At 67.6% G+C, this 24895-nt stretch carries 23 protein-coding genes and 1 tRNA gene; 15 read left to right on the top strand and 9 right to left on the bottom strand.

The features are described from left to right. The first annotated feature begins 271 nt into the window (after window positions 1-271). Window positions 272-1189: an MBL fold metallo-hydrolase gene (locus tag E0493_RS07375; protein WP_160936297.1), complete on the top strand. Its 918-nt coding sequence runs from the start codon at window positions 272-274 to the stop codon at window positions 1187-1189. A gap of 33 nt (window positions 1190-1222) precedes the next feature. Here E0493_RS07375 and E0493_RS07370 read toward each other — a convergent pair whose 3' ends face one another. After that, the gene (locus E0493_RS07370; RefSeq protein WP_160936296.1) at window positions 1223-2014 is read right to left on the bottom strand and encodes a FadR/GntR family transcriptional regulator; all 792 of its coding nucleotides are present in this window, start codon (window positions 2012-2014) and stop codon (window positions 1223-1225) included. An 82-nt stretch (window positions 2015-2096) separates the two neighbouring features. Between E0493_RS07370 and E0493_RS07365 the strand changes: the two genes are divergently transcribed. Continuing rightward, a complete protein-coding gene (locus E0493_RS07365; RefSeq protein WP_160936295.1) occupies window positions 2097-3284 on the top strand; it encodes an alpha-hydroxy acid oxidase in 1188 nt (395 codons plus the stop codon). 32 nt (window positions 3285-3316) lie between these two features. Here the strand turns inward: E0493_RS07365 and E0493_RS07360 are convergent, their stop codons facing one another. Beyond that, window positions 3317-3910: a DUF6134 family protein gene (locus E0493_RS07360; RefSeq protein ID WP_160936294.1), complete on the bottom strand. Its 594-nt coding sequence runs from the start codon at window positions 3908-3910 to the stop codon at window positions 3317-3319. Continuing rightward, the gene (locus tag E0493_RS07355) at window positions 3907-4635 is read right to left on the bottom strand and encodes an SDR family NAD(P)-dependent oxidoreductase (protein WP_160936293.1); all 729 of its coding nucleotides are present in this window, start codon (window positions 4633-4635) and stop codon (window positions 3907-3909) included. The genes E0493_RS07360 and E0493_RS07355 overlap by 4 nt, the downstream gene beginning before the upstream one ends. A gap of 134 nt (window positions 4636-4769) precedes the next feature. Here E0493_RS07355 and E0493_RS07350 point away from each other — a divergent pair, with 134 nt between their 5' ends. The 5 genes from E0493_RS07350 (at window position 4770) to E0493_RS07330 (ending at window position 9757) form a co-directional block, all read left to right on the top strand. Then, window positions 4770-5303: a SixA phosphatase family protein gene (locus tag E0493_RS07350; RefSeq protein WP_160936292.1), complete on the top strand. Its 534-nt coding sequence runs from the start codon at window positions 4770-4772 to the stop codon at window positions 5301-5303. 7 nt (window positions 5304-5310) lie between these two features. Beyond that, entirely contained in the window at window positions 5311-6762 is a 1452-nt protein-coding gene (locus E0493_RS07345) for a CYTH and CHAD domain-containing protein (protein WP_160936291.1), read from the top strand. A gap of 71 nt (window positions 6763-6833) precedes the next feature. Then, window positions 6834-7394, top strand: a complete 561-nt coding sequence (locus E0493_RS07340; protein WP_160936290.1) for a thermonuclease family protein — start codon at window positions 6834-6836, stop codon at window positions 7392-7394. Between the two features lie 129 nt (window positions 7395-7523). After that, window positions 7524-8831, top strand: coding sequence for a citrate synthase (gene gltA, locus E0493_RS07335; protein ID WP_160936289.1), 1308 nt, complete (start codon window positions 7524-7526; stop codon window positions 8829-8831). A gap of 398 nt (window positions 8832-9229) precedes the next feature. Next, complete coding sequence (locus E0493_RS07330; RefSeq protein WP_235913640.1) at window positions 9230-9757, top strand: hypothetical protein; 528 nt, start codon at window positions 9230-9232, stop codon at window positions 9755-9757. A 260-nt stretch (window positions 9758-10017) separates the two neighbouring features. On the opposite strand, the gene E0493_RS07325 is transcribed toward E0493_RS07330, so the two are convergent. Both E0493_RS07325 and E0493_RS07320 read right to left on the bottom strand, forming a co-directional pair. Further along, on the bottom strand, window positions 10018-10857 hold the full coding sequence (locus E0493_RS07325) for a universal stress protein (RefSeq protein ID WP_160936287.1): 840 nt from the start codon (window positions 10855-10857) through the stop codon (window positions 10018-10020). 365 nt (window positions 10858-11222) lie between these two features. Continuing rightward, on the bottom strand, window positions 11223-11921 hold the full coding sequence (locus E0493_RS07320; RefSeq protein WP_160936286.1) for a helix-turn-helix domain-containing protein: 699 nt from the start codon (window positions 11919-11921) through the stop codon (window positions 11223-11225). Between the two features lie 819 nt (window positions 11922-12740). Between E0493_RS07320 and fixJ the strand changes: the two genes are divergently transcribed. Both fixJ and E0493_RS07310 read left to right on the top strand, forming a co-directional pair. After that, complete coding sequence (fixJ, locus tag E0493_RS07315; protein WP_160936285.1) at window positions 12741-13379, top strand: response regulator FixJ; 639 nt, start codon at window positions 12741-12743, stop codon at window positions 13377-13379. 124 nt (window positions 13380-13503) lie between these two features. Then, a complete protein-coding gene (locus tag E0493_RS07310) occupies window positions 13504-13935 on the top strand; it encodes a response regulator transcription factor (protein ID WP_160936284.1) in 432 nt (143 codons plus the stop codon). On the opposite strand, the gene E0493_RS07305 is transcribed toward E0493_RS07310, so the two are convergent. After that, entirely contained in the window at window positions 13892-15736 is a 1845-nt protein-coding gene (locus tag E0493_RS07305; protein WP_235913639.1) for a PAS domain S-box protein, read from the bottom strand. The genes E0493_RS07310 and E0493_RS07305 overlap by 44 nt on opposite strands. Window positions 15737-15868: 132 nt before the next feature. Next, on the bottom strand, window positions 15869-17527 hold the full coding sequence (locus E0493_RS07300; RefSeq protein WP_160936283.1) for a hypothetical protein: 1659 nt from the start codon (window positions 17525-17527) through the stop codon (window positions 15869-15871). 334 nt (window positions 17528-17861) lie between these two features. Here E0493_RS07300 and E0493_RS07295 point away from each other — a divergent pair, with 334 nt between their 5' ends. The 6 genes from E0493_RS07295 (at window position 17862) to E0493_RS07270 (ending at window position 24313) form a co-directional block, all read left to right on the top strand. Continuing rightward, complete coding sequence (locus E0493_RS07295; protein ID WP_160936282.1) at window positions 17862-18092, top strand: hypothetical protein; 231 nt, start codon at window positions 17862-17864, stop codon at window positions 18090-18092. A gap of 53 nt (window positions 18093-18145) precedes the next feature. Then, window positions 18146-18406: a hypothetical protein gene (locus E0493_RS07290; RefSeq protein WP_160936281.1), complete on the top strand. Its 261-nt coding sequence runs from the start codon at window positions 18146-18148 to the stop codon at window positions 18404-18406. A gap of 421 nt (window positions 18407-18827) precedes the next feature. Further along, window positions 18828-18977: a hypothetical protein gene (locus E0493_RS07285; protein ID WP_160936280.1), complete on the top strand. Its 150-nt coding sequence runs from the start codon at window positions 18828-18830 to the stop codon at window positions 18975-18977. Between the two features lie 638 nt (window positions 18978-19615). Further along, a complete protein-coding gene (locus E0493_RS07280; RefSeq protein WP_160936279.1) occupies window positions 19616-21148 on the top strand; it encodes a site-specific integrase in 1533 nt (510 codons plus the stop codon). A 41-nt stretch (window positions 21149-21189) separates the two neighbouring features. After that, window positions 21190-22164 carry a hypothetical protein gene (locus E0493_RS07275; protein ID WP_160936278.1) on the top strand — a complete coding sequence of 325 codons (975 nt, stop codon included), beginning with the start codon at window positions 21190-21192 and terminating at the stop codon, window positions 22162-22164. A 778-nt stretch (window positions 22165-22942) separates the two neighbouring features. Then, window positions 22943-24313, top strand: coding sequence for a hypothetical protein (locus tag E0493_RS07270; protein ID WP_160936277.1), 1371 nt, complete (start codon window positions 22943-22945; stop codon window positions 24311-24313). A gap of 97 nt (window positions 24314-24410) precedes the next feature. On the opposite strand, the gene E0493_RS07265 is transcribed toward E0493_RS07270, so the two are convergent. Together E0493_RS07265 and E0493_RS07260 are read right to left on the bottom strand one after the other, a co-directional pair. Beyond that, window positions 24411-24486 (bottom strand) — tRNA-Glu (locus E0493_RS07265). 103 nt (window positions 24487-24589) lie between these two features. Beyond that, entirely contained in the window at window positions 24590-24886 is a 297-nt protein-coding gene (locus tag E0493_RS07260; protein ID WP_235913638.1) for a DUF6476 family protein, read from the bottom strand. Window positions 24887-24895 lie beyond the last annotated feature (9 nt).

The following is a 24895-nucleotide window of genomic DNA, read 5'->3' as shown; positions in this document are numbered from 1 at the left end:
TAGGTTTCCAGGGCCTGGCCGTTTCTCCATGCCGGGCAGGCGCGCCTGCGGCGCGGCGGCGCCAGGGAGCGGCGGCCCACAGCGGGGTGGGCGTGCCGCGGCCCCGCAAGCTGGGTGCCGCCCTGGGGCAACCACCAGGTGACAGCACTTCAACAGTTAAGATAACTTCCTTTCAAGAACTTCTAATCATCATGGCCGTCCCCCGGCGCAGAAGGAGGGAGGCCGGACCGGTCTCGCCGGAGGCAGCGACCAAGCGGAGGGAGGCTTCGACATGCATGACGCTGAACGCGCCGCCGGAACGGCCGCGGGGCTTGCGCCGGCGGACGTGAAGGCCTTCTACGATCCGCGCACCTGCAGCCTGCAATACGTCGTCTCGGACCCGCGCAGCGGCGCCTGCGCCGTGATCGACCCGGTGCTCGACTATGACGAGAAATCCGGCTCCACCGCCACGCGATCTGCGGATGCGATCCTTGCCCACCTGCACGAACGTGGCCTGCGCGTGGCATGGATCCTCGATACGCATCCGCACGCCGACCATCTTTCGGCGGCCGCTTATCTGCACTCCGCGACCGGCGCGCCAACAGCGACGGGCGCGCAGGTGGTCAAGGTCCAGCAGCTCTGGAAGGAGCTCTACAACCTCCCCGAAGGCTTCCCCACCGACGGCTCCCAGTGGAACCGCCTGTTCAGCGATGGCGATGGCTTCCGCATCGGCGGGCTGGAGGGTTCGGTGCTCTTTTCGCCGGGGCATACGATGGCCTCCGTCACCTACCTGGTCGGCGACGCCGCCTTCGTGCACGACACGCTGTTCATGCCGGATGGCGGCACGGCGCGGGCGGACTTCCCGGGCGGCGACGCGCGGGCGCTCTGGCGCAGCATCCAGCGCATCCTTGCTCTGCCCGACCGGACGCGTCTCTTCACCGGGCATGACTACCAGCCGAATGGCCGGCCCGTGGCCTGGGAAAGCACGGTGGCCCAGCAGCGGGAGCAGAACGCGCATGTAAAGGGCCAGGACGAGGAAAGCTTTGTGCGCCTCCGCACGGCGCGGGACCGCACCCTGCCAATGCCGAAGCTGATCCTGCACGCGCTGCAGGTGAACATCGCCGGCGGCCGGCTGCCGCCGCCTGAAAGCAACGGCCGGCGCTACTTGCGCATCCCGCTCGACGCATTCGGCGCGGCGCCCTGGGAGTAGCCTTCCGCCTGGCGCGGCGCCGGCCCGCTGCCCTCAGGCCATGCCGCCGCCGCGCCGGGCAGGCGTGCTGACCAGCGCGCGCACGTCGCGCTTGCGCAATGTCTCGGAAAGGCGCGAGGCCTCCCGCCGAAGCTCGTGGAAGGCGGTTTCGGTGAAGGCAATGTGCGCGCGCATGGCCTCGCCCGCCACCCCCGCATCTCCTCGCAGGATGGCGTCGCCCAGCGCCTGATGTTGTTCCAGGATGGCCGCGCGCAGCGCGTCGCGCTGCCAGTACTGTTCGTGGCTCAGGAAGATCCCGCGCTTCAGCAGGCCTGAGAAGACGCGCAGCACGTGCAGCATCACCAGGTTATGGGCGGCCTCGTGCACGATCTGGTGCAGGCGCAGGTCCTCCGCCGCCTCCTCCGCCGGAACGGCACGGGCATGGGCGGCCTTCATGGCCACGAGGCATTCCTCCAGCGCCATCCGCTCGGGCGGCGTGATGCGGCGGGCGGCGAGCACGGCCGCCTCCGGCTCGATCAGCCGGCGGTACTCGAAATAGTCGCCGGCCGCGCGTGAGTTGCGGCCGAACAGCCCCTCCAGGGGTCCGCTGAGCGGCGCCAGGAAATCCGCGACCACCGTGCCGTTGCGTGAGCCGGCCAGCAGGCCCTTGCGCTCCAGCATCACCAGGGCCTCGCGCAGCGACGGGCGGGAGACGCCCAGCGCCTCGGCCAGCTCACGTTCCGCGGCCAGGCGCTCGCCCGGGCGCAGCGCCCCTTCCAGAATCAGCTCCTCCAGATGACTGGCCACGGCGCTTGCCAGAGGCGGGGTACGGATCGGCTCGGGCATGGCGGCTCCGCAATCTGGTCAAAAAACTTTACCAAGCGCCGCGAGGGCATGACAATGGCACCACCGCACCAAAGGAACCGCCATGCCGCCCGTCACCAATATCGAGGACCTGCGCCGGATCGCCCGCCGGCGCATTCCCCGCGCCATCTTCGACTACGCCGACCGCGGCTCCTACGACGAGGCCACCTACCGCGCCAACCGCGAGGACCTGGCCGCGCTGAAGCTGCGCCAGCGGGTGATGATTGACGTTTCCGACCGCAGCACCGCCAGCACCATGCTGGGCGAGCCGGTCAGCATGCCGCTTGCCATCGCGCCCACCGGCCTGACCGGGCTGTTCCACGTGGATGGCGAGATCCACGGCTGCCGCGCGGCGCAGGCCTTCGGCATCCCCTTCACGCTCAGCACCATGTCCATCTGCTCGATCGAGGATGTGGCGGCGGCGGTGGAGAAGCCCTTCTGGTTCCAGCTCTACGTCATGCGCGATCGCGGCTTCGCGGAATCCCTCGTGCACCGCGCGATCGCCGCGAAATGCTCGGCCCTGGTGCTGACGCTTGACCTGCAGATCCAGGGCCAGCGCCACCAGGACATCAAGAACGGGCTGGCGGTGCCGCCGAAGCTGACGCTGAAGAACGCGCTGGACATCGCCACCAAGCCGCGCTGGGCGCTGGAGGTGCTGCGCGGCAGGCGCAAGACCTTCGGCAACCTCACCGAGGCGCCGGGCGCCAAGGAGGGGCTCAGCACCCTTTCGCACTGGATCGCCGGCCAGTTCGACCCCTCGCTTTCCTGGAAGGACGTCGCCTGGATCCGCAAGATCTGGCCGGGCAAGCTGATCCTGAAGGGGGTGCTGGACGTGGAGGATGCCCGCATCGCCGCCGACTGCGGGGCGGACGCGATGGTGGTCTCCAACCATGGCGGCCGGCAGCTCGATGGCGCCCCCTCCTCCATCTCCATGCTGCCGGCCATCGCCGAGGCGGTGGGCGACAAGACCGAGGTGCTGTTCGACGGCGGCGTGCGCTCGGGGCAGGACGTGCTGAAGGCGCTGGCGCTCGGCGCCAGGGGCTGCATGATCGGCAAGGCCTGGCTCTACGGGCTGGCGGCCGGCGGCGGCCCCGGCGTGACGCAGGCGCTGGAGATCATCCGCAAGGAGCTGGATGTCTCGATGGCACTGACCGGCACCAGGGACGTGCGCGATGTCACCGCCGAGGTGCTGCACGCTCCCCGGCGGGACGACGTGGTGCGCCCCGCCGGCTCGCGGCTGGAAGTGGCCTGAACGCCGCGGGGCCGGCGGTTGGCCCGCCGGCCTCAGGCGGTCTCGTAGCGAACCGTGCTGCCGTCATCCCCGCGCATGGAGAAGGCGACCCAGGTGCCGGCGGCGTCATACAGCGCCACCATGCCGCGCTCCGGCCATTCCCAGCGCGTCAGCGCGCCCTGGCGGCTGCGTTGCGGCGCGGAGGGAAGCGGCTTGCCCGTTGCGGTGTCGAAGAGCGGGCGCTCCAGATGCGCAGGCGCCCACCAGGAAAGCGGCGCGGCCTCGGCCGGAAGCCGCACCGCCCCCTCCGGTCCCTCGCCGCGCAGGCCGTCAGCCGTGGCGACGAGGTTCAGCCGCCCCTCGTCGCCGTTGCGCACGGTGCGGGCGGCGAATCCGACCAGCGCCCCGCCCTGCCAGCGCTCGGCATATTCGTGCGTCATGCGGAACACGGTGAAGGAAAGCAGCTTCACTTCCAGCGTCACGGCCGTGCGGGTCACGCCGCCCGGCTCGGACCGCACGGTATGGGTGCCGATCTCCCGCCCCTCGCGCATCAGGCGGAACCGGTAGCCCTCGGCGGGAAAGGCCCGTGCTGTCGGCGGCAGCAGCGCCAGCAGCGGCGCCCCCAGCAGCGCGCGGCGGCGCATCATCCCTTCACCCGCAGCGTGCCGCGGCCGCCATCGACGCCGACCACCTGGCCGCTGATCCAGCCCGCCTGCGGCGAGAGCAGGAAGTCCGCCAATGCCGCCGCGTCCTCCGGCTCGCCCAGGCGGGGCAGCGGGTGAAGGCGCGCGATGGCCTCGGCCATCTGGGCGCTTTCCGTCATCGCCGCGGCCATGCGCGTGCGCATCAGGCTCGGCGCCACCGCGTTCACCCGGATCGCGGGCGCCAACTCCGCCCCGAGCGCCACCACCAGCCCTTCGACGGCAGCCTTGGCCGCGGCGATCAGCGCATGGCTGGGAAAGCCGGCCCGGGCCGCGATGGAGGAGAACAGCACGACGCTGCCGCCGCCGTCGGCCGCCGCCAGCGCCGGCTGCGCCGCCTGCACCGCGAGCGCCGCACCGGTGGCGTTCAGCCGGAAGGCCTCGGCGAAGTCCGCGGCCGTGAGCCGCTTCAGCGGCCGCAACGGGATCGAGCCGATGCAGTAGGCCAGACCGGCCAGACGCGGCCCGGCGCGCCCGATGGCGGCGGCAAGCGCGTCGGGATCGGTGGCATCCGCCGGAGCGAAGGGAGCTTCGATCTCCCGCGCGAGCGCCGCGAGCCTATCCGCGTCGCGCGCGATAAGGAAAGGCTCGGCGCCGCGCGCGATCAGGCGGCGCGAAAGCGCCTTGCCCACCCCGCCGGTCGCCCCCAGCACAACCACTCGCTCCGCCATGCGCCTCCCCTCTCCGGCTGCCGCAAACGACCGAAACATGGGAACCTTCCCGGGAAGCGTAACCCCGCTCAAGGGGCGCTCAGTTTCCTCCACCCCCCGCGACAGCGGCAACGCGGCGTGCCAGATTGGGGCCCATGCGGCAATTGCTCCTGCTGCGGCACGCCAAGTCGTCATGGGACGACCCCAGCCTGCCCGACCATGCCCGCCCGCTGAACGCGCGCGGAAAACGCGCGGCCGCCGCCATGGCGGAGGTGATGCACAGTCTCGGGCTGGCGCCCGACATCGTGCTCGTCTCCTCGGCCCGCCGCACCTTGCAGACGCTGGAAGCCCTCGCGCCGCTGCCGGACAGCCCCATCATCGAACCGATGGACGATCTCTACCTGGCGCCCTGGCCACGCCTGCTGGAGGCCCTGCACAGCGCACCGGAAACGGTCCGCAGCGTGCTGCTGATCGCCCACAACCCCGGGCTGCACGACCTCGCCCTCGCGCTGGCCGGCCCGGCGGGCATGGCGGGGCGCGCTCCGGGCACGCAGCGGCTGGCCGGCGGCTACCCGACCGGCGCCCTGGCGGAGTTCGCGGTCGCCGCGCCATGGCGGATGCTGGAGGCGGGCAGCGGCCGGCTGGTGCGCTTCATCGCGCCGAACGACCTGCCGGAAATGGCGGAGTAGAGCACGCGTGCTCCGGCTCCAGCTCGCCCTGCCCCCCGAGACCGTGGCCGCACTCTGGCGTCATGCGGCGCTGGCTGAGCTGCGGCGCCCGCGCGCCATGCCGGAGCGATGGACCTGGCTCGACAGCGCCGAGGGGCATCTTGCCGGGGCGGGCATGGCGCTGCGCAGCCCGGCCGCAGGCAACCGCCGCCTCTGCCGCCTTGAGCCGCCCCCCGGCCTACGGCTGCCCGGCGCGCTGCCCGGCGAGCCGGAGTTGCTTCCGGTGGGCGCCGCCCCGCCGGAAGCCGGGGGCGAGGCCCTGCAGGCGATCGCCCGCTATGCCGGACGGCTGCAGCAGACCAGGCCCGACGCCGCCGGCGTCACGCTTCGCCTGCGCACGGGCGATCTCACCATCGGCGACCTTACCATCGGCGACCCGGCGCGGCCGGTGGCGCTGCTGGAGCTGGAAGGGCCGGAGGCGCCTGTGCTGGAACTGGTCGGCGCCCTGGCCGACGACCTGCCGCTGCTGCCTGCGGTGGCGGGGCTCGATCGCCTTGCGCTCGGCCTGCGCCGCAGCCCTGCAGCACTCCCGGACGGCCGACGCGGACCGCCCGACCTGGGCGTGGTGGAGACGGCGGATGAGGCACTGGCCCTCGCCATCGCCCATCTCACCGACGTGCTGCTGACCCATGCGCCCGCCGCCCGGCCCGATTGCGGCCCGGAGGCGGTGCATCAGCTGCGTGTCGCCGCGCGGCGGCTGCGCTCCTGCTTGCGCCTGTTCCGGCCGGCGCTCGACGGGCCCGCCCTGCGCAGCCTGGACGCCGCCCTGCGTGACTTCGCGGGGGCGCTGGGCGAGGCGCGTGAATGGGACGTGTTTCTGTCGGAGCTGGGGGCGCAGCTCACCGCGGCGCTGGGGCCGGAGCGGCGCTGGGCACGGCTGCTGCGGGCCGCCGAAGCCCGCCGGGTCGCTGCCTACGGGGAGCTGCGCGCGATGCTCGACGGGCCGGTGTTCCGCAGGCTGGTATGGCAGGCGGTGCGGCTCGCAGCCCTGCGGGACTGGGAAGGCGCCGAAGCGGCGCCCCCCCTGCGGGCTCTCGCCGCGGGGCTCCTGAGCAAGCGCCACCGCAAGCTGTTGAAAGATGGCCGGGATATCGCCTCCCTGTCCGACACGGCGCTGCACGAGCTGCGCCTGAAGGCCAAGCGCCTGCGCTACGCCGCGGAACTGTTCGCCCCCTTGTGGCCGGGCAAGCCGGCGCGCCGTTTCCTCAAGCGTATCGCCGCCCTGCAGCAGGCGCTGGGAGTGGCCAATGATACCGTCACGTCTCGGGCCTTGGTTGCGGGCCTCGGCCGGGGCGCGCCTGCCTGGGCGGTCGGGCTGGCGGAGGGATGGGCCTTGGCGGCGACGCGCGGCGTACGCCAGCAGACGCTTCCGGCCTGGCGCCGCTTCTCCAGGCTTGATCCCTTCTGGGGCACGGAGTGAAAGGCCGGCGGGAATGAGGCCGATCATCGCTTGAAGGGGTACCTCTCCCTGGTCTAACGCTTCACGACGTGTTGTCCCGCCGCCGCATCTTCCGTCCTGCCAGGTCGTCTCGCCGATGGGGCGGCGCTGCCCTTGGGGGCAGCGCGGCACTCCTCGCCCTCGGGCTGGTCGGCCTCGGTCTGCCGGCCAGCCTATCGGGCTTTGCGCCGCGCGAGCAGGATTGGGCGGCGGAAGCCGCACTGGTCCGGGTGGCGGACGGCGACACACTGCGCCTGGGGAGCCGCACGCTACGGCTGGCAGGCCTGCTTTCGCCGCAACGCGGGCAGACCTGCACAACGGCCCAGGGCGTCGGCTTCGACTGCGGCGCCGCCGCGGCCGAGGCGCTGGCCCGGCTGGCTCAGGGGCATGACATCGCCTGCCGGGTGCAGGGCCGCGACCGGCTCGGGCGCGCACTCGGCACCTGCAAGGCAGGCGGTATGGACATGGGCGCCGCGCTGGTGGAGGCCGGCTGGGCCTTGGCCGAGGATGACGAGGCTACGCTGGCGAGGGCGGAAGCCACAGCGCGCCAGGCAAGACGCGGCCTATGGGCGCATCTTCCCGGTGCTCCTGCAAGCTGGCGCATGCGCCCCTAGATAAGCCTGCGGCACCATGGGAGACCCCCGCCGGATGGACAAGCCGCCGGCCTGACGCCTAATCTTGCACCGCATCATTGACGGCGTCACGCACTTCGGACGCCGCCCTCCGGAAAAGAGGAAGACGCTATGAGCAGCACGGCCAAAGGGACCGTCACCGTCACGCTCGACGGGAGCAATCGCTCCGCCACCCTGCCACTTATCCAGGGTTCGATCGGCCCCGACGTTTTCGACATTCGCAAGCTTTACGGCGAACTCGGCGTCTTCACCTTCGACCCCGGCTATGGTGCCACGGCTGCATGCGACAGCGCCATCACCTATATCGATGGCGACCAGGGTATCCTGCTGTACCGCGGCTACCCGATCGAGCAGCTGGCCGAGCAGAGCAACTTTCTTGAGGTTTCCTACCTCCTGCTGAACGGCGAGCTGCCCACCAAGGAGCAGATGGAGAAGTTCGGTCGCGGCGTGACCCTGCACACCATGGTGCACGAGCAGCTGCGGCGCTTCTTCGACGGCTTCCGCCGCGACGCCCATCCGATGGCGATCCTCTGCGGCGTGGTCGGCGCCCTCTCGGCCTTCTACCACGATAGCCTGGACATCAACGACCCGGCGCAGCGCGAGATCAGCGCCTTCCGCCTGATCGCCAAGGTGCCGACGATCGCCGCCTGGGCCTACAAGTACTCGATCGGCCAGCCCTTCATGTATCCGCGGAACGACCTCAGCTACGCTGAGAACTTCCTCTACATGATGACCGCCGTGCCGGCCGAGGAGTGGAAGCCGAACCCGATCCTCTCCCGCGCCATGGACCGCATCCTGGTCCTGCACGCCGACCACGAGCAGAACGCCTCCACCTCCACGGTGCGGCTGGCGGGCTCGACAGGCGCCAACCCCTTCGCCTGCATCGCCGCCGGCATCGCCGCCCTGTGGGGCCCCGCCCATGGCGGCGCCAACGAGGCCGTGCTGAAGATGCTGGGGGAGATCGGGCACGCCGACAACATCCCGGACTTTATCAGCAAGGTGAAGGACAAGAACAGCGGCGTGAAGCTGATGGGCTTCGGCCACCGGGTCTACAAGAACTTCGACCCGCGCGCGAAGATCATGCGCGAGACCTGCCACGAGGTGCTGGCCGAGCTCGGCATCAAAGACGAGCCGCTGCTCGACCTTGCCATGGAGCTGGAGCGGATCGCGCTGGAGGACGACTACTTCGTCTCCCGCAAGCTCTACCCGAACGTGGACTTCTATTCGGGCATCATCCTGAAGGCGATGGGCATCCCGACGCATATGTTCACGGTGCTCTTCGCGGTGGCCCGCACGGTGGGCTGGGTGAGCCAGTGGAAGGAAATGATCGAGGATCCGGGCCAGCGCATCGGCCGTCCGCGCCAGATCTACACCGGCGCCACCGAGCGCGCCTTCAAGCCGGTCGAGCAGCGCGGCTAACCGCGCCACGCCGCATTTCGGCCGCAAGGAGGCCCGCCACGGTTCGCTGTGGCGGGCTTTTCTTTGCACTTCGCAGGAAGAACGACTTCCAAGTTATTGTCACGCATCAAATGAAGGAGAAGTCTATGGTCGCATTCGGAAGTTAAATCTCCATCGGCAGTGAAAGCTTTCAACGAAAAATTCAGAGAAACTCCGCTCTTCCTCTTGATCACAAGTTCGAGATCGCATTCATTGTTCCCCGTTACCTGCAAGATGCGGACGGAACACCTCTGATGCGCGACTCGGGCCAACCGGAACTTACTTACCGCTCACTGGACGACTTGGTCCGCCGGCGACTGCGTACCTGGCCACAGCGACCGCCTGGCGCCCTCGACTCCCCGAAGCAGCGTGGCATCTGGATGCGCGCCCGCCCGGGCGAGGCTGATACGAGTACCCACCCTTTTCTGCGGCTCCCGGGTTCCAACCGGCTTCGCACCCTGCCGGATGGCCTTTGGCTGCATTTCAGCCCGGATCCGGCGGACGCCTACTGCGATATTCTCTGCATCGAGGCCTGCTCGACCCTGCAGAACCTGCTCGACAAGCGCTCCCGCTTCGCCCCGTCCACGACCTCGCTGCTCACGGTCTGCCCGGTGCCCTGGCTGACGGCGCCGCTCGACCCCGGGAGCGACAAGCCGCGCTGGCAGCATATCAAGCTGCTGCGGCAGCAGCCGGTCGAACCGCTGGTACTGCCGGTGCGCGACGTGCGGGTGCTCTACGGGCTGAAGACCCGCCAGTACGACGGCTTCGCGCGCACCCAGATGCCGCAGGCGCACGAGTATTTCTGTCCGATGGATGCGCTGACCGACGAGCAGGGCGCGAGCAACCCCGCCATGCAGGCGTTGATCGCCCGCGCCTCGGGAGCAGCCAACTTCATGCGGCTCCCATGAGGCGCGGAACGCCCGGGGTGGGCCGGATGCGGAGGTGGTGGCGCGCGGGCGCCGCCGCGGCCGCGCACAGGTCGCGCAGCGCCAGTGTCCTGCCCGCGAAGTTGGTCGGCCTCTCCATGTACGCCGCGGACCGGCAGGCCATTGAGAACAGACCCTCGTTTCCTGATCCCGATCAGGCGCAAGCACCGGATCGGGTGGAAGCGCTCTTCATGGCGAAGAGCGGGAGCGTTCGAGGTGAGCCAAGGCGGAGGCGGGTCGCTCTAGTGACTCAACAGGCAGCAGCGGGTGGGATCCGCCATCAAGTCCCGCGTGACGCCACCGAAGACCCACTCGCGCAACCGTGCATGGCCATAGCCGCCCGCGACAACCAGATCAGCCTCCAGCGCAGCCGCCGCCGCCGCGAGTTCCCTTGAAGCGCTCACCTCCCTTCGGAGGCGGGCCTCGCCCTCCGCGCACGCGCCATGATCGCGCAGATAGGCAGCGACGTCCGCGACCCGGCGCCTGGCAGCGGCCACCGATTCCTCGGCTTCACAAATCTCCAGCACCTGCACGCGCTCCGCCCGGGCGAGCAGCGGCAGGGCGTCGCGGACGGCGCGCCGGGCCTCCCGACGGTCCTTCCACGCGACCAGGATCCTGGAAGCAGAGAGTTCGCCCAGTCCGGAAGGCACGAGGAGAATGGGTCGTCCCGCCTGCATCAGGACGTCGCCAGGCTCGGCCTCGCTCATGAAGCTGCTGTTCCGCGCGCCCGCGCGCGGGCTCATCACCAACAGGTCCGCAGCCCGTGCCTCGCGCGCCACGGCGGTCGCGGGGAACTCGGTGAAGGCACGCCATTCCACATGCTCGCCCGCCGCGCCGGCAGAGCCCCGGAACAGCAGCTCGGCAGCGCGCAGCTTGTCCTCCAGCTCAGCCATCCGCAACGTGACAAGCTGCGCGCTGCCTGATCCATAGGATGCGACGCTCATGGTCAGCGCCACATCAGCGGCCGCGATGCCAATCAGCCGTGCGTCGAAGCGCCGGGCCAGTTCCGCCGCGAGAGAGACGGCCTGGCCGGCCTCTCCCTCGGCGCGCACATGAACCATAATGCTCCCGTAGCCCTGCATGAGACTTGGTTCCCTTTCGCGGCGGGATGCCTGCCTCCACAGCGCAGCATTTTCCGGGGCCGCCGTCGCTGACCTATGTCAGCGCTGCGGTCGCGACCCCACGGGCGGCGGCAGCGGGCGAGGGGCGGACCGGTGCGGCGCACGCTCTGACAGCGCCGGGCCGAGCTCGCGCACCTGCCCGCCTCACATCGGGCAGCCGCCGGAGCACGGCATCTCCCTCCCCCACCGGCAGCGCCGTGCCGCTCGCCTCCGCCCCGGCGCCGCATACCACCAGGATTCTGCCGCACCCGCGCGCCGGCACGCTGCCGGTGACCCGCTCGGCTGCTTCGCCCGCAACTCACCTTGCCACGCGGTGCTCTGCAGGCTCAGGCAGTGTCCCGGGCCGCTTCGGCCTCAAGACGACTCCGGTCCAGGATCCGCACCTTGCGGGAATTGCGGTTGGCGATGACGCCGCCCCGCCTGAATCCGCTGAAGATGCGGCTCACCGTCTCGGCCGTCAGGCCAAGATGGTCGGCGATGTCGTAGCGGGACATCGGCAGGTCGAGGAGGGAAGCGGAGCCGGCGCGGTCGGCAAGATCGAGCAGGAGGGATGCAACGCGCTCCGTCGCCGTCTTGCGGCCGAGCAGAACGCAGTGGCTTTGCGCGCCGCTCAGCTTGGCAAGCATGAAGTTGCGCCAGGCGCGGGCCGCGGGCAGCTCGTGGTCCACCCACGCATTGAGCTGCTCGCGCGGAAAGGCGATGACAACCGCCTCGGTGACCGCCTCCGCCGAGAAGTTGTGGTGGTCCACGCCATCCACGCCGAAGATCTCGCCGGCGAGAACGAACTCCGCCACGACGCGGCGGCCATCCTGCAGGTAGCGGCAGGTGCGGACCGTGCCCGAGACGACCTTGTAGAGATCCCCGATCGGTGCCCCTTCGGCATAGATCTCGGCGCCCCGTCCGAGCCGGAGGGGATGGCCGAAAGCGAAGCGCGGATCATGCGCTTCGCCCATGCCCAGCATCTCCATGGCCGAGGTGGGCGGCGCAGGAGCGGAGCTGCCACGGACAAGGGAAGCAATGGGCATGTTCGCGCTCCATCGGCCAGGCGGTCCAGTCGAACCAATACCGGAACAGCGGAAGTGCGATAATCCGGAACTTCCCCATCGGGGAAAGCCCCATCAGGAGAAGTATGTATGCCGCGCCGCGGCCGGCACCTTAACCTGGCGGGGGCGACCTGACCGCCGCAGGGCGGCCGGAAACCCGAGTCACCACAGGCTTCACCGGCCGCACCACGCCTCGCCCGTCGATGAAGACGACGGGGTTGGCTGCCGCCTCGACGATCACGCGGTCTGCCCCTCCGATTCAGCCGCGTCTCGGGCTTGATCATTGTCGTGCGGAGAAGTCCTTCCGGATCATGGTCGAGGGCCTGGCGTTCAGCGTGCGCCGCCGCTTTCCTGCCGCGCCGGCCCTCTCCGGCGTGGCTTGCATGCCGCGGCAGCAGCATCCCGGCGTGCCGGTGCCGCGATGGTCTGCGCGATGCCGCGCCCCGGGCAGAGATCGCCTGGAGCAGCTTGGCGTTCGCGGCAGGGCCGGCAGAGCTCGCGAGCAACGCGCGGCTTCCCTGCGCATCCACCCTCCACCGGATCAACCTCCGTCCGTGCTGCCGCCTTGCCCGGCGCCGGCACGCGGCAATGACGCAAGGGCGCCCGGTGGGAGACCGGGGCTGATCCGCACCGGAACCTAGCGGCGCCTGCCCCCTCCTGCGCCTCGTAGCCTGTCTGGACCCGCGCCAGGCCCCCGGTGATTCGAGATCGTGTTAGGCTGGCCGGGGGCGACAAAGCCGGCTGCCACCCGGCAGCCGCCCCTGGATGCGCGATCGCCCGGCGGAAGGATTGTTCGCGACCATGCCAGAGATATCCCCGGCAGCGGGCGAGGCCGCTGTGCATGTCATCGACGACGATGAGGCGGTCCGCCATTCCCTGGCCTTCCTGTTCCAGTGCGCCGGGCTTGCCGCGCGGACCTATGACTCCGCCGCGGCCTTCCTGGTGGTCGCGCCCGCGCTTCAGTCTGGCTGCGTGCTGGCCGACGTGCGGATGCCGGATATCGACGGCCTGGCGCTGCAGCGCCGGCTGCGGGAGCTCGGCTTTCGGCTGCCGCTGATCTTCATGACCGGGCATGGCGACGTTCCGATCGCCGTGCAGGCCCTCAAGGCGGGCGCCTTCGACTTCATCGAGAAGCCATTCGACGACGAGGCGCTGCTCGGCACGATCCGCACCGCCCTGGAAGCCGACCGCAGAAGCCGTGAGCACGAGGCCGAGCGCGGCCGCGTCGCCGCCCGCCTGGCCACCCTCACCCCGCGCGAGCACCAGGTGCTGGAGCGGCTCGTGGCCGGCCAATCCAACAAGACGATTGCCGCCGATCTCGGCGCCAGTCCACGGACCGTGGAAGTGCATCGCGCCCGGGTGATGGAGAAGATGGGGGCGCGCAACCTTTCCGAGCTTGTCCGCATGGCGCTCAGCGCAGGGGTGGCCGTGGCGCCGTAAACGGAGGACCGATGCCCTCCGGCCAGGTGATGCAGATCAGCGCGAGGCGGGCGGGCCTCCGTTAGAAAGGCTTCCTTCAGGAGCCGGCCTCGTCCGGCGCGAGCCCTGAAGCCCGGAGCTTCCCATGGTCAGCCCGCCTCTCCGCACCATCGCCCTCGTCGACGACGACATGGGTGTTCGCGACTCCCTCCGGTTCCTGCTCGAGACGGCCGGCTATGTCGTTGAGGCCTACGCCTCGGGCACGCAGTTCCTGGCGGAGGCACGGCCGGAGGTGCTGGCCTGCCTTGTGCTGGACCACGAGATGCCACAGATCACCGGCCTCGAGCTACTCACCCGCCTGCGCAATGCCGGCTTGGCCCCGCCGACGCTGCTGGTCACCAGCATGCCCAGCCGGAACATCACGCGGCTGGCAGCCACGCTTGGTGCGGTCGGCGTGCTCGAAAAGCCGTTCGAGCAGGAGGACCTTCTCGCCTGGATCGAGCATGCCATCGCTTCGCGCCCACAGGCCGGCTTCAGCGCGGCTCCGCTTCCCCCTCCGGCGCGACAGGGATGGTGAAGCGGAAAATGCTGCCGCCGGCGGGGTTGGGCCCGGCCCGGATATGGCCACCATGCGCCTCGACGATGGTGCGGCAGATCGACAGCCCCACCCCCATGCCGCTTCGCTTGGTGGTCACAAAGGGCGAGAACAGCTGCGCGGCGACTTCCGGCGCCAGGCCCAGCCCGGTATCGGCCACGCTGAACTCCACCTCCTCGCCCTGCGCCTCGGCCGACACGGTCAGTTCGCGCCGCGGCATCCCGCTCATCGCCTCGATGGCGTTGCGAATGAGGTTCAGCAGCACCTGCTGCACCTGCACTCGGTCGGCCAGGATGCGCGGAAGGCGCGGATCGAGCCGCAGCCGCACCGTCACCCCATGCTCCTTGGCACCGACCAGCGCCAGCGCGCTCGCCTCCTCCACCAGCTTGACCGTGCTCTCCGCCTGCCGCTCGGTTTCGCCACGCGTGACGAAATCGCGCAGGCGGCGAATGATCTGCCCGCTGCGCAGGGTCTGCTCGGCCGCCAGCGCCACCGCCTCGCGCACTCGTGGCAGGTCCGGCGCGCCGCTGTCGAACAGCCTCTGGCAGGCGCGCAGGTAGTTGGCGGTGGCGGTGAGCGGCTGGTTCAGCTCGTGCGCGAGGGTGGCCGCCATCTGGCCCATCGCGCTCAGCCGCGAAACCTGCAGCAGCTCGGTCTGCAGCTCCTGCAGCCGCACCTCGGTTTCCTGCCGCTCGGTCACGTCGCACACGAAGCCGGTGAACAGGCGCCGGCCGCCGCGGCTGACCTCGCCAACCGAGAGTTCCATCGGAAAGGTGCTGCCATCCTTCCGCTGACCGACCACCAGCCGTCCGATGCCGATGATCCGCCGCTCGCCGGTACAGAGATAACGATGGAGATAGCCGTCATGCGCCTCCCGGTAGGGCGCCGGCATCAGCAGGCTGACATTCTGCCCGCAGGCCTCGGCGGCGGTGAATCCGAACAGCCGCTCGGCTGCGGCGCTGAAGGAAAGAACGGTGCCGTGCTCGTCGATCACGATCATGGCGTCCGGCACGGTTTCCAGGATGGAGCGCAGATGCGCCTCCCGCTCCAGGATGCGGTTCCGCGCCAGCCGCGCATCGGTCACCTCCTCCTGCAGGACCACGGCTTCCCGGGCCTGCCGCCCGCCTCGTGGCGGCACCCGCGCCACCGCCGCCAGCTTGAGCCAGCGCGCCTGCCCGCCGCCCGCGCAGGGGTACTCCACCTCGAAGCGGTCATGCGCGCCGGCCAGCAGCGCACGCAGACCCTCGGCCACCATCCCGGCCGTCCCTGGATCGCAGGCCGGGGCCTCGGCGGCGCAGCGGATGTAGTGGTCGCCCGGCGCCGCGCCCGCACCGGGAAAGGGCAGTTCTCCGGCCAGGCTGCGCCAGGCGGCGTTCACCGCCCGGACATGGCCCTCGCGGTCGAGCAGCATGCCCGCCATGGGCAGGGCTTCTAGCAGGGCGGTTTCCTGCTCCGCACCGGCTGCCTCCTGCGGACCGGGCGAATGCGGAAGGCCGGGCAGCAACGCGACTGTCAGCATCTCCGCCGCCGGCAGGATCAACGCCTGCCAGCGGCGCTTGCCGCCACCCACCGCCAGGAGGCCGTGTTGCGGCTCGCCCGTCCGCTGGGCCTCGGCGACGGCCTCTTGCAGCCCATGCAGCCCCGCGCGCTCGAGCAGCGCGGCGAAGGGCCGGCCGACATCCTCTGCCCCAAGCCCGAGCAGCGCACCCGCCGACGGGGTGAAGCCCTGCACCACCAGCCGGCTGTCTAGGCGAAGGGTCGGGACGGCACCACGCACGGGCATCAGTGGATTGCTGCCTCCTCTGGCGGAGCTCGACATGCCGCACCTCGCGCCGCCGCGCCCAGAGCCTCCGCTCGGAGCGGCGGAGCCGCCCAACCGGGCTGAACGCCTCCGCCGCTCCCAGCGGGGCGCCCTCTAGCCTCCGGCCCTGACCTCCCCCGGCGGCCTGGCCGGGGGGGATTTGACACGGTAGAGCTGCACGAAGCCTTCGTCGGCCACCAGCTCCAGTTCGGGCGGCATCGTCATCGGTCCTTCGTCGTCAGGCTGGTCGGCGTTCAGGACAAGAATATAGTCGAAGCGGGTGCGCCAGGCGCGGACATACTCCGTGTTCTCCGGCAGCACGGCATGCTCCGCGTCGGCAAGGCGGTGAACCGAGACAGCGGTCGTGTTGTCCGGGCCGGCGATCTCGTCCCAGGGCGGCAGGACCTGCAGCGGCTGCTTTCCGCGCGAGGCGAACAGGATCGGCACGAAGGCGTGCCGCCAAGGCACCGCGAGGGCAGGCAAGTGCTCGTAGAGCATCGGACCGCCGCCGCCGTAGTACCGCCCTCGCGGCGCACTCCGACGGGCGGGAACCGTCATGGAATGCGTCACTTGCAGAATGGCCTTCCCTGGTGGGACGTGAGCGAGTGCCCGGCTGAGGGAAGCGATATCCGCCTGCCGTTCATGCCAGATGCCGCCGACCCAGGCAGCCCGGAGGCCAACCAGGGCCAGCAGCGCGCAGGCCAGCAAAACCTCGGCTGCGGGGCGCCGCGGCCAGGCCGGCACGACAATGTCGGGGCGCAGCGCGGCGACGGCGGTCAGCACCGCCATGACGGGAAAGCGCGCGTCCACGAAATAGGTTCCCGCGACCTTGGGCGGCACGGCGAAGGCCAGAAGGAGAAAACCCAGCGTGGCCAGCAGCAGCCCGGCGTGGCAACGAAGCCTCCGCCTCGCCAGCGCCACCAGCACGGGCAGGGCAAGCAGCGCCACGAAGACGAGGTCGTAAAGCGACTTGTAGGCGGCGATGCCGGAAAACAGCGTGACCAGCTTCGCATGGAGGCTGAAGCCGCCCTGCCAGGAGGTCTGTGTGGCCGGATCCTCCTGCGCCCCCGGCAAAGCGGGCGCGGAAAGCCAGGCAAGCAGCACCGGCAGCAGGATCGGCAGCACCGCCACGGCCACCCGTCGCACGGCCCGTCCCAGTTCGCGAGGCGAGCGCAGGAAGTCCCAGTCACGGCCGAGCGCGAGGGCCGCGAGGAGTCCCGCATAGAACAATGCGGCAAAGGCATGCGCCAGCAGCAGCAACGCAGCGAGCGCAGCACGTATGGCGAAGGCGCCGAGGGGGCCGGTTCGCCGTGCCAGCGCCGGATCGGCGGCGGCGGCCAGGAGGGCGAGCCCGAGCCCGATCTGGAAGTTCAGGAAGCCGGCGATCAGCGTCCAGTTCCAGGCCAGCAGGGGAAGGCCGACCAGCCACCAGTGCAGGCCACCGAAGACGGAGCGGTTCAGCAACGCGGCTCCCAGCGGTGGCAGCACCACCGCGCCCAGCACCAGCATCTGCCCGAAACGCTCGATCGGCAGCCATGAACCCAGCGCGGCCGCCAGGAGATCGATGCCGATATTCGTCCGCACGCTGGTGAGGTCCACCGCATAGATTCGGTCAAAGGGCGGCTGCGCCGCACGGCCCGCCACCAGCCAGAGGCGTGCCAGGTGGTTGGGATAGTCGAGCAGCGGCGGAAGCGGCGTAAGCAGAACAGGGAGCGCCAGCAGAACGACCGCGAAGGCCAGCAGCCAGGCGAAGCGCCCACTGGAAGCTCGCATGCCGACGGGAGGGCCCTTCGCGGGCGAAGGACGATGGAGTGCTTCAGGCACGCGGTTGTTCCCCTACCGGCAGTATGGCGCTTTCCGTCGGTGCCTGCTTCGGCGGCGGGCAACACGGCGGAGCGTAGAATCTCCCGCTCCAGCCAGCAAAGTGGGCCAGCCTCAACTTCGCGCTGGGAGTCGAAGGCCACCGTTGCCTTCTTCAAGCGAGAGGTGAAACCCTCCCCAAATGGCTGATCTCCGAAAGAGCGATTCACTCGGCGCGAGCGGAAGCTGGATAGTTCCCGAAATCCTCCACTGCTCCAGTAGGCAGACACCATGGCGGCCCAAAAAGATGCATGTCGGTGATCCGCCCGAGGCGCCTCTCGCAACCGCCGAGCGGAAGGTGCGGGAAAGCGAGGATCGAATCGCGCGGCAGTTGTCCCTCATCCTGCTGCTCGAAAGGGACTGCCAGTGGCGCGAGGCGCGGGCGGCGCGCCGGGTGCTGGAAGGCTTCCAGCGTGGGCTGGGACTCGCCTGGGAGCGGTTGCAGCTGGAACGCTGGGCGCATGACCGAGGGCGATAGCAGGCGCGTCTGAGCACAGGCTTGGCGGGACACCTTTGCAGGAGGACCGGACAATGCATTATCGCGGAAGAGTGGCTTTCGAACGATTCTGGTATGCGCGCGGCCCGATGGTGATGGTCGGCACGGCCTATGGCATCACCCTGGTGCTGGCGGCCCTCACCTTTTCCAGCCTGGACGCGCGCCCCGAGGCACCCGTGCCTGACCGGGCCCTGGCCTCATCGGCGCGGCTCCTCACCGCTCCACCGCGCGCAAAGGTTGCGCCGGTGCTGGCAGGAGCGCTTCCGGCGACCTCCGCGATTGCGGCTTGCCCCTAGCGCGCTGCCGTCTCGCTGCACACTGAAAGGTGCGCACCGGGACCGTGGGCACGCGCGCCGGAGCCGGCAGATCCGCGACGGAAGATTTCTGCTGCGCTTTTCCCCGAGGCCGCATCCTCAACGCGCCGCAAGCGCCACTGGCCCTCACGATGGAGGGTGCCGTCAGATCGCGCCGGGCACCTGCGGGCGTCTACTTCCCTCACCCTTCGCCTTGGCCCGCACAGGCTGTTCGGCGCACCTGGTGCGCGCCTGAGCCGAGGACCAGGCCGCGTGGAGCGGCCAGGCTGCGTGGAGCGGCCAGGCTGCGCGAAGGAAGGCTTCACGCTCTTGCGTTCGCCATGCTGCGGTCCATCCGAACATGTCGGCCTAGTCGCCGCTATGTTGGCTGGCAACGTCGGCGTTCTGGACCTTCGAGGGATAGATGAAGCAGGGCATTGCCCATATGGACTACTGCGTCGGTGAAGACCGTCCTCTGAAAGTCAGGCTGCTGGCTCTTGCGGTGCTGATCCTCCTGGGCCTGCTGGTCGCAGGCCTCAGCTTCGCCATGACCCTCAACCTCCGTCTCTGGTGACGAACAGGGCATATTGAAGAGCGCAAAGGACGCGGGAGCCGAGATAATCCGGAGAAGGGATGCCGTTGCGCAACCGTTCGGGATGGGCGTCAGCGCCGCTTGCCGATGCGGGCGGTCCGCTTCGGCTTCGCCCGGCTTCGAGACGTGATTCCGCGTAACGGCCCCGCCCGGCCGTGGCGAGGCTTCGCCTTCCGGCCTAACAGGATGGGGCCGATGCGGAGGCAGCACGACAATGGGCCAAGCGGCTCACCGCGCGCAAACCCCTGCCTGCAGGTGCCGGCGCACCCCGATGAAAGCGCTTTGTCGCAGGCCGCCTATCGCCGGGCCTTCTTCGGCATCGGCATGTGGCAGCGGCGTTTCAGGTGGCGCAGCGGAAGCTGAGTGCCGGGTGAACCATCGTCTCTTGCGAAGTTCCGCGGCATTCCCGGGGGAAGCCCTCCGGGCCAGGGATGCCTGACGGATATGTGCTACCCGCCTTGGCTGGCATGGGCCAGTCTTCCGATCATCGATGCCAGGAAGATGGCGTCCCCTAGGGGAAGGGAAGACACCGACGAAAATAAGCAGAAAACTTGGTCATCTAGCCGATATCACAGGATTACAGGAGAAATCTGCTACGAATAAGTGCTACAAGAGTGCTCATGAAGAACCTCCTCCAGCGCAATGGCTTTTGGTACCTCCGCCGCTCCGTCCCGGAGCCGTTGCGGCCTAGTTTCAGCGGGAAGAAGGATCTCTGGAAGAGCCTCGGCACCCAGGACCGCAAGGAGGCTGAGCGCCGCTTCCACGACGCCATGACCAAGCTCAACGCCGAGTTCCAGGCGGCTGAGCGGGCAGTGAACGCGGAGGCTGAAGAGGCAGCCCAAATGGCCTCTGCCCGCGCTGACGCCGCGTTAAGCAAGTTCACCCGCCTCGCAGGGCAGCTTGGATTGCCAAATCCAACCTTTGCCCCCGCCGATCCGTCTCCGGAGAATCGGGACTTCATCGCTAGAGCTCTTGAGCTTGGCCAGCTTCAGAGCCGGCCGAAGTCCCGTAGCGAGGCCATGGCGATGATTGACCAGGCTCTGGAAGCCCTGGCGCTGGAGCGGGAGCACGGCTGGACCTTCGCCATCGGTCAGGACCCTGACGGCGAGCCAATCTGGGGTGTGCCTGAGCGGTACCTGGACCCCCTTACGCATTTCCTGGAAGAACAGTTCGAGGCGACCAAGCGCTCCCTGGAAGCCATCCGGGCACAGTTCCAAGGCGCCGCCGCCAATTCCCCTGCCAGTGGATCAGTCCCCCTTGCGGGGGCGGAGAAGGCTGCAAAACCCGGCAGCCTTCGCTCTCTCGTCACCGTATGGACCGTTCAGCGAACCCCGGCCCGCAGCTCCCAGGCGGACATGAACACAGCGCTGGATCGCTTCGAGCGGCTGAATGGGCCTCTCCCCTATGGTGACGTTACCACTGAGCATGTTCGGCGCTTCAAAGATGACCTGATCCGGGACACTTCCATCAAGAACGCCACCAAGCAGAAGCAGTGGTCGATGGTCCGCGTCCTGTTCACCGTGGCGAAGGATGACGGCTTGTTGGCCACTGATCCCTTCGATCAGGTCAAGCTCGGGCAGCTGAAAGACGACGCCGAGAGCCGGGAAATCCTGACCAGGGACGACCTGACCAAGCTCTTCTCCAGCCTGGAGGGCGAGGAATGGTGGCTGGTCCGGGTGGCTCTCTATACGGGTGCCCGCCTGGGCGAGTTGTGCCAGCTCCGCAAGCCGGATGTCACCGTCGAGGGTGGCGTGACCTTCCTCCACATCAGGGATGATGCGGAGCTGGGCAAGACGGTGAAGACCCGCAATTCAGTGCGGAAGGTGCCGGTGCATCGCCAGCTGATGGCGGATGGCTTCGCGGAATGGGCTGCCTCCCGCCCTCAGGAGCAGCTGTTCCCCTTCACCAGCGCCGTGGCCAGCAAGCGTCTGCTCCGTCGCTTCAAGGCCGTCGGCCTCGGTGAGGGCAAGGTCGTTCATTCCCTGCGGCACACCTTCATCGGTGCTGCGCGGAAGGTTATGGAGGAGGATTATCGGGAGCGGATCACCGGCCACAAGTCGCAGCGGGTGAGCCGGACCTACGGCGACTATGCGGATTTGAAGGCGAAGATCGATCTTGTGGAATTTGGAGTGGAAGAATCGGCCAGCAGCTAGAGCATGCTATGCGCTTTGCGCGGCCGAGCTAAAGTAGGCGGATGACGCAGCGCCCACCGCGAGATTGGGACGACGAGTCCCAAGAGCCTGATGAATCCAATAAGCCAGATGAGCTTGCGATTCCGCAAAGCTTACCCGAGCTGCACGTTCATCTCCGGGCCGATCCGCACGGCATTTACAAAATAAACAGAGAGGCAGCTGAAAACAGAGCCGCCATACTTTTTGGGGCAGCCACAACAGAAGAACCTTTTTATCGCCCGAAAATTAGCGATAGTACAGCTGAAGCTGGTAATAAAAAAATACATCAGTTCGTTAAAAACTACCCTCTGCGCCGAAAACCATCTCCTACTTTTAAGTTGGTTCCGTCGGAGTTCCTGCGTCGAGCGCAAACAATGCCGCCGGACAAGCCTCAAGCGACTGCATCGGCCTTCTCACAGTGGATCTACTCTCTTTATAGTAGTGATCATGGAAACGATGATGATCGCGAACGCGGTAAGGCAGCGGAGGAGGAAATTCTAAATCGTCGAAGCCAATTATCTGAATGCACCGATAATGATTTTTTAAAATATATAAATTCGGATTGGAATTTATTGCATAATGGCTTACACGTTTGTGGGAAAAAGAAAGAAAACTACTACGAAATAAAAAGTTTGCAGGTCAACGGAAGACCCTTGAGGGCATCTCCCGACCTTATTTACATGAATAAAATGAATGGTGACGTAATAATTGTGGAGATAAAACACTCTAAACTACCGATTACAACAAATCTTTGGCCGAATGTATGGGCTCAGCTCTGGTGCTACTCGCAACTCGAAATCGCGCTAAGCGCTCGGAAGTTGACGGTTATCGGCGAAGTATGGGGAGAGAGACGGGCAAGAGGGCAGGGGCAAGGGCGAAATTATGTCCCAGGAGATCCGTTGCTCTGCTTGCGGGCATCGGTGCGCCGCGATCCACGCGCTCCGGCCTACGACCGATTCTTCCGCTCTCTCTTCGACGTCTATCGCGGAAAATATTAGGGGCGAGGTCTTGTGAAACTGGACACGTTCAGAACCCTGACTGAATGACTTGGGAGTGCAGGCTCCGGTGTTGTTGCCCCTGAATGCTCGGACAGGGCCAGGTTGTTAACGTGGCACGGATGAACTGGCGTGGGCAGAGCTACCCGCTCGATGGCAAAGTGATAGGTTCCACTGGAGTGAAGCAGAACAAGCGTGGCAGGCCGGCACGCAGCAGCACCAAGGAGGCCAATGGCCTAGACCTCTCCAAAGGAGGTCGATGGCCCAGAGCCTCTCCAGCACTGCCACAGGTGTCTTCTGTAGCAGTAGAGGAAAGGGGCCGGGCCTGGGCCACCCAGGGGTACCCTGTTCTCCTACGACGTTCACGCTGGAAGTTCTTGCCGTATACTCAGATACCACATTAGGCGGGGTATGCGCCATTAGGAGGGGAGTTGCTGGTTCGACCTAATCCGAGCCCTGCATGCGCCGTCATGCTTGCCTGCCTTCGCTTACGCAGCCGATACCAGTCCTGAAACGGAATCTTGGGGGGGGGATTTCGTTAACTTTCGGTTCAGAAGAAGAGCCTAAGTCCACGGCCAGACCCGGCTAACGATCCGGTTCTCATAACCCCCCTCCGAGTTCCCCCATGCCCTCTCCTACTCCATCGACCTTCCTCAAAAACCTTATCTGTATGCCATCCTTGGCCTCCCCCTCTATTGAGGCTGAGGACGAGGCTTCAGGGCAGCCCGAAGGTCTTCAGCCTTCTCTTCTGCCCTTTCAGGTCAGTCCTAATGCCTGCCCTATGGCCAGCATCGGAGCTTCTGCTTCCCCGTCAGGCTTCAGGCAGCCCTTCCAGACGCTGAACAAGGAGCAGTTCAAGGCTGCCAAGATCATTCCTCTCCATGCTCAGCCTATCTCACTCGGAGCAGCAGGCTTCGTTGCTGAGATCGGGCAGTTGGTCATTGAGTGGGAAGCATCGGCCAGAAACCGGAAGCGGAAACGTCGGCAGAAGGGCCTGGTGAAGCTGGAGAAGGCCCTTGGCACCATCCTGGGTGGGTTGCTCTGGCACTGGGGTGCCACGCAGCCGAGAGCGTCGTATCGCAGCCTGAAGACCAATGACTTCACCGGAGAACCAATTGGCGCTGAGGTCTTCAAGGGCACGTTGAAGGCTCTCCTTCAGCTTGGCCTCATTCATCAGCATGAAGGATACCGCAGGCAGGCAAGCGACAGCTTCTCAGCCCGCTATTGGCCGTCAGAGAACCTGCTCAAGCTGGCAGATCAGCATGGCATCGCCCCAAGCACCCTCCGCCAGCACTTCCGGCTGAACCCTCCCAAGAAGGCGCCAAGGGTTGTCCAGCCGCTCCGGCTTATGGAGTTGAAGGTACGAGGCAGGAGGCAATCTGTCCTTCAGATCGATGCTGCCTCACCGGAAGCCTTCCACCTGATCCAGCAGATCGAGGCCATGAACCGCCTGGCTGCCGCCACCGTAGTTGAGGGCTGCCTTCCTCCACAGTGGAGGCGGACCTTTACGCACGACTGGCAGCACCATGGGCGTTGGTATGCCGCAGGAGCGGAAGGGAACTACCAGAACCTCTCCCAGGCGGATCGACTCCAGATCCGGATCGGGGGAGAATCCGTGGTCGAGGTGGACATCTCAGCCTCGCATCTGACCCTGCTGCACGGGATGCTGGGCCTGCCGGAGCCGGAGGGAGATGCCTACTCGGTCGAGGGCGTGCCCCGTGATGTGGCGAAGGCGTGGATTAATGCGACGATTGGCAAGGGTTCGCCCGTCCAGCGCTGGGCACAGAAGGCGCGGGAGCAGTTGGGGCGGGATGTCAGCTGGTCTCCGAAGCAGGTCGGTGCAGCCGTCCTTGGGCGGTATCCCTTCCTCAGCGAGCCAGCAGATGCCATTCGTACCAACGAAGCGCTGCCGCAACGGCGTAAGCTGCTTCCCCTCCAGCTCATGTTCATTGAGGCCAGCATCATCTCGCAGGCGATGGAGGATCTCGCCACGAAGGGCATCCTGGCGCTGCCCATGCATGACGGCTTGATCGTCGCCGCCTCAGCAGAGGGAACGGCGCATGAGGCTATCAAGCGTGCAGGCAAGGAGCTTGCAGGAGTGAATTTGAAGCTGAAGACTGACTCGGCAGCCCCTGCCGCAGCCAGCCGCTAGCGGAGGCCAAACGGAGCCAAAACTGCTACGAACTACTGCTACAGAAATAAAAAGTGGAAAGCGCCTAAGCCTTTGAAAAAGCGCGCCTTAGCACGCTTGGCGTCCCCTAGGGGATTCGAACCCCTGTTGCCGCCGTGAGAGGGCGGTGTCCTAGGCCTCTAGACGAAGGGGACTGGAGGCGTGAGGGGGCTTTTATAGGCCCTGCCCTGGCCGGGCAAGAGGAAGATTCCAACTTTCCGCACTCGGAATGCTTCCCCGTTTCCCTGGCCGTCGACCTCAGTCGCCGAGCCGGATCTCCCCGGCCACGCGGCTGCCCTGCGGGTCCACCAGCAGGATGCGCCCACCGTCCGGCCGCTCCACCCAGATCGCCAACTGGCCATTGAGCACGGCGATCTGGCCGATCCGCGTGCCTGGTGGCTGGCGCAGGGCGAGATCCGTGCTAACCGCACCGGAAGAAAGGCCGGTCATCGCCGTGTGCGAGCGCTGCACCAGCGCCACCACCAGCGCCACCGTGCCCAGGATGATCATCACCCCCATCACAACGACCAAAATCTTGAGCGCGCGCACCCACATCTCCCCTTC

This window comes from Teichococcus coralli (assembly GCF_009829925.1).
GTDB classification, from domain to species: Bacteria; Pseudomonadota; Alphaproteobacteria; order Acetobacterales; family Acetobacteraceae; genus Pseudoroseomonas; species Pseudoroseomonas coralli.
Note: the sequence above shows the minus strand (reverse complement) of the source record. Positions and strands in the feature narration are given on the sequence as shown.

What these genes read in the sequence shown, in the direction of transcription:
- E0493_RS07365 (WP_160936295.1), top strand. Translation starts at nt 2,097, where the DNA reads ATGCCGCCCGTCACCAATATCGAGGACCTGCGCCGGATCGCCCGCCGG.
- E0493_RS07370 (WP_160936296.1), bottom strand. Translation starts at nt 2,014, where the DNA reads ATGCCCGAGCCGATCCGTACCCCGCCTCTGGCAAGCGCCGTGGCCAGT.
- E0493_RS07295 (WP_160936282.1), top strand. Translation starts at nt 17,862, where the DNA reads ATGCATGTCGGTGATCCGCCCGAGGCGCCTCTCGCAACCGCCGAGCGG.
- E0493_RS07360 (WP_160936294.1), bottom strand. Translation starts at nt 3,910, where the DNA reads ATGATGCGCCGCCGCGCGCTGCTGGGGGCGCCGCTGCTGGCGCTGCTG.
- E0493_RS07350 (WP_160936292.1), top strand. Translation starts at nt 4,770, where the DNA reads ATGCGGCAATTGCTCCTGCTGCGGCACGCCAAGTCGTCATGGGACGAC.
- E0493_RS07285 (WP_160936280.1), top strand. Translation starts at nt 18,828, where the DNA reads ATGAAGCAGGGCATTGCCCATATGGACTACTGCGTCGGTGAAGACCGT.
- E0493_RS07325 (WP_160936287.1), bottom strand. Translation starts at nt 10,857, where the DNA reads ATGCAGGGCTACGGGAGCATTATGGTTCATGTGCGCGCCGAGGGAGAG.
- E0493_RS07375 (WP_160936297.1), top strand. Translation starts at nt 272, where the DNA reads ATGCATGACGCTGAACGCGCCGCCGGAACGGCCGCGGGGCTTGCGCCG.
- E0493_RS07305 (WP_235913639.1), bottom strand. Translation starts at nt 15,736, where the DNA reads ATGCCCGTGCGTGGTGCCGTCCCGACCCTTCGCCTAGACAGCCGGCTG.
- E0493_RS07275 (WP_160936278.1), top strand. Translation starts at nt 21,190, where the DNA reads ATGACGCAGCGCCCACCGCGAGATTGGGACGACGAGTCCCAAGAGCCT.
- E0493_RS07270 (WP_160936277.1), top strand. Translation starts at nt 22,943, where the DNA reads ATGGCCAGCATCGGAGCTTCTGCTTCCCCGTCAGGCTTCAGGCAGCCC.
- E0493_RS07280 (WP_160936279.1), top strand. Translation starts at nt 19,616, where the DNA reads ATGAAGAACCTCCTCCAGCGCAATGGCTTTTGGTACCTCCGCCGCTCC.
- fixJ (WP_160936285.1), top strand. Translation starts at nt 12,741, where the DNA reads ATGCCAGAGATATCCCCGGCAGCGGGCGAGGCCGCTGTGCATGTCATC.
- E0493_RS07330 (WP_235913640.1), top strand. Translation starts at nt 9,230, where the DNA reads ATGCGCGCCCGCCCGGGCGAGGCTGATACGAGTACCCACCCTTTTCTG.
- E0493_RS07355 (WP_160936293.1), bottom strand. Translation starts at nt 4,635, where the DNA reads ATGGCGGAGCGAGTGGTTGTGCTGGGGGCGACCGGCGGGGTGGGCAAG.
- E0493_RS07320 (WP_160936286.1), bottom strand. Translation starts at nt 11,921, where the DNA reads ATGCCCATTGCTTCCCTTGTCCGTGGCAGCTCCGCTCCTGCGCCGCCC.
- E0493_RS07300 (WP_160936283.1), bottom strand. Translation starts at nt 17,527, where the DNA reads ATGCGAGCTTCCAGTGGGCGCTTCGCCTGGCTGCTGGCCTTCGCGGTC.
- gltA (WP_160936289.1), top strand. Translation starts at nt 7,524, where the DNA reads ATGAGCAGCACGGCCAAAGGGACCGTCACCGTCACGCTCGACGGGAGC.
- E0493_RS07310 (WP_160936284.1), top strand. Translation starts at nt 13,504, where the DNA reads ATGGTCAGCCCGCCTCTCCGCACCATCGCCCTCGTCGACGACGACATG.
- E0493_RS07290 (WP_160936281.1), top strand. Translation starts at nt 18,146, where the DNA reads ATGCATTATCGCGGAAGAGTGGCTTTCGAACGATTCTGGTATGCGCGC.
- E0493_RS07260 (WP_235913638.1), bottom strand. Translation starts at nt 24,886, where the DNA reads ATGTGGGTGCGCGCGCTCAAGATTTTGGTCGTTGTGATGGGGGTGATG.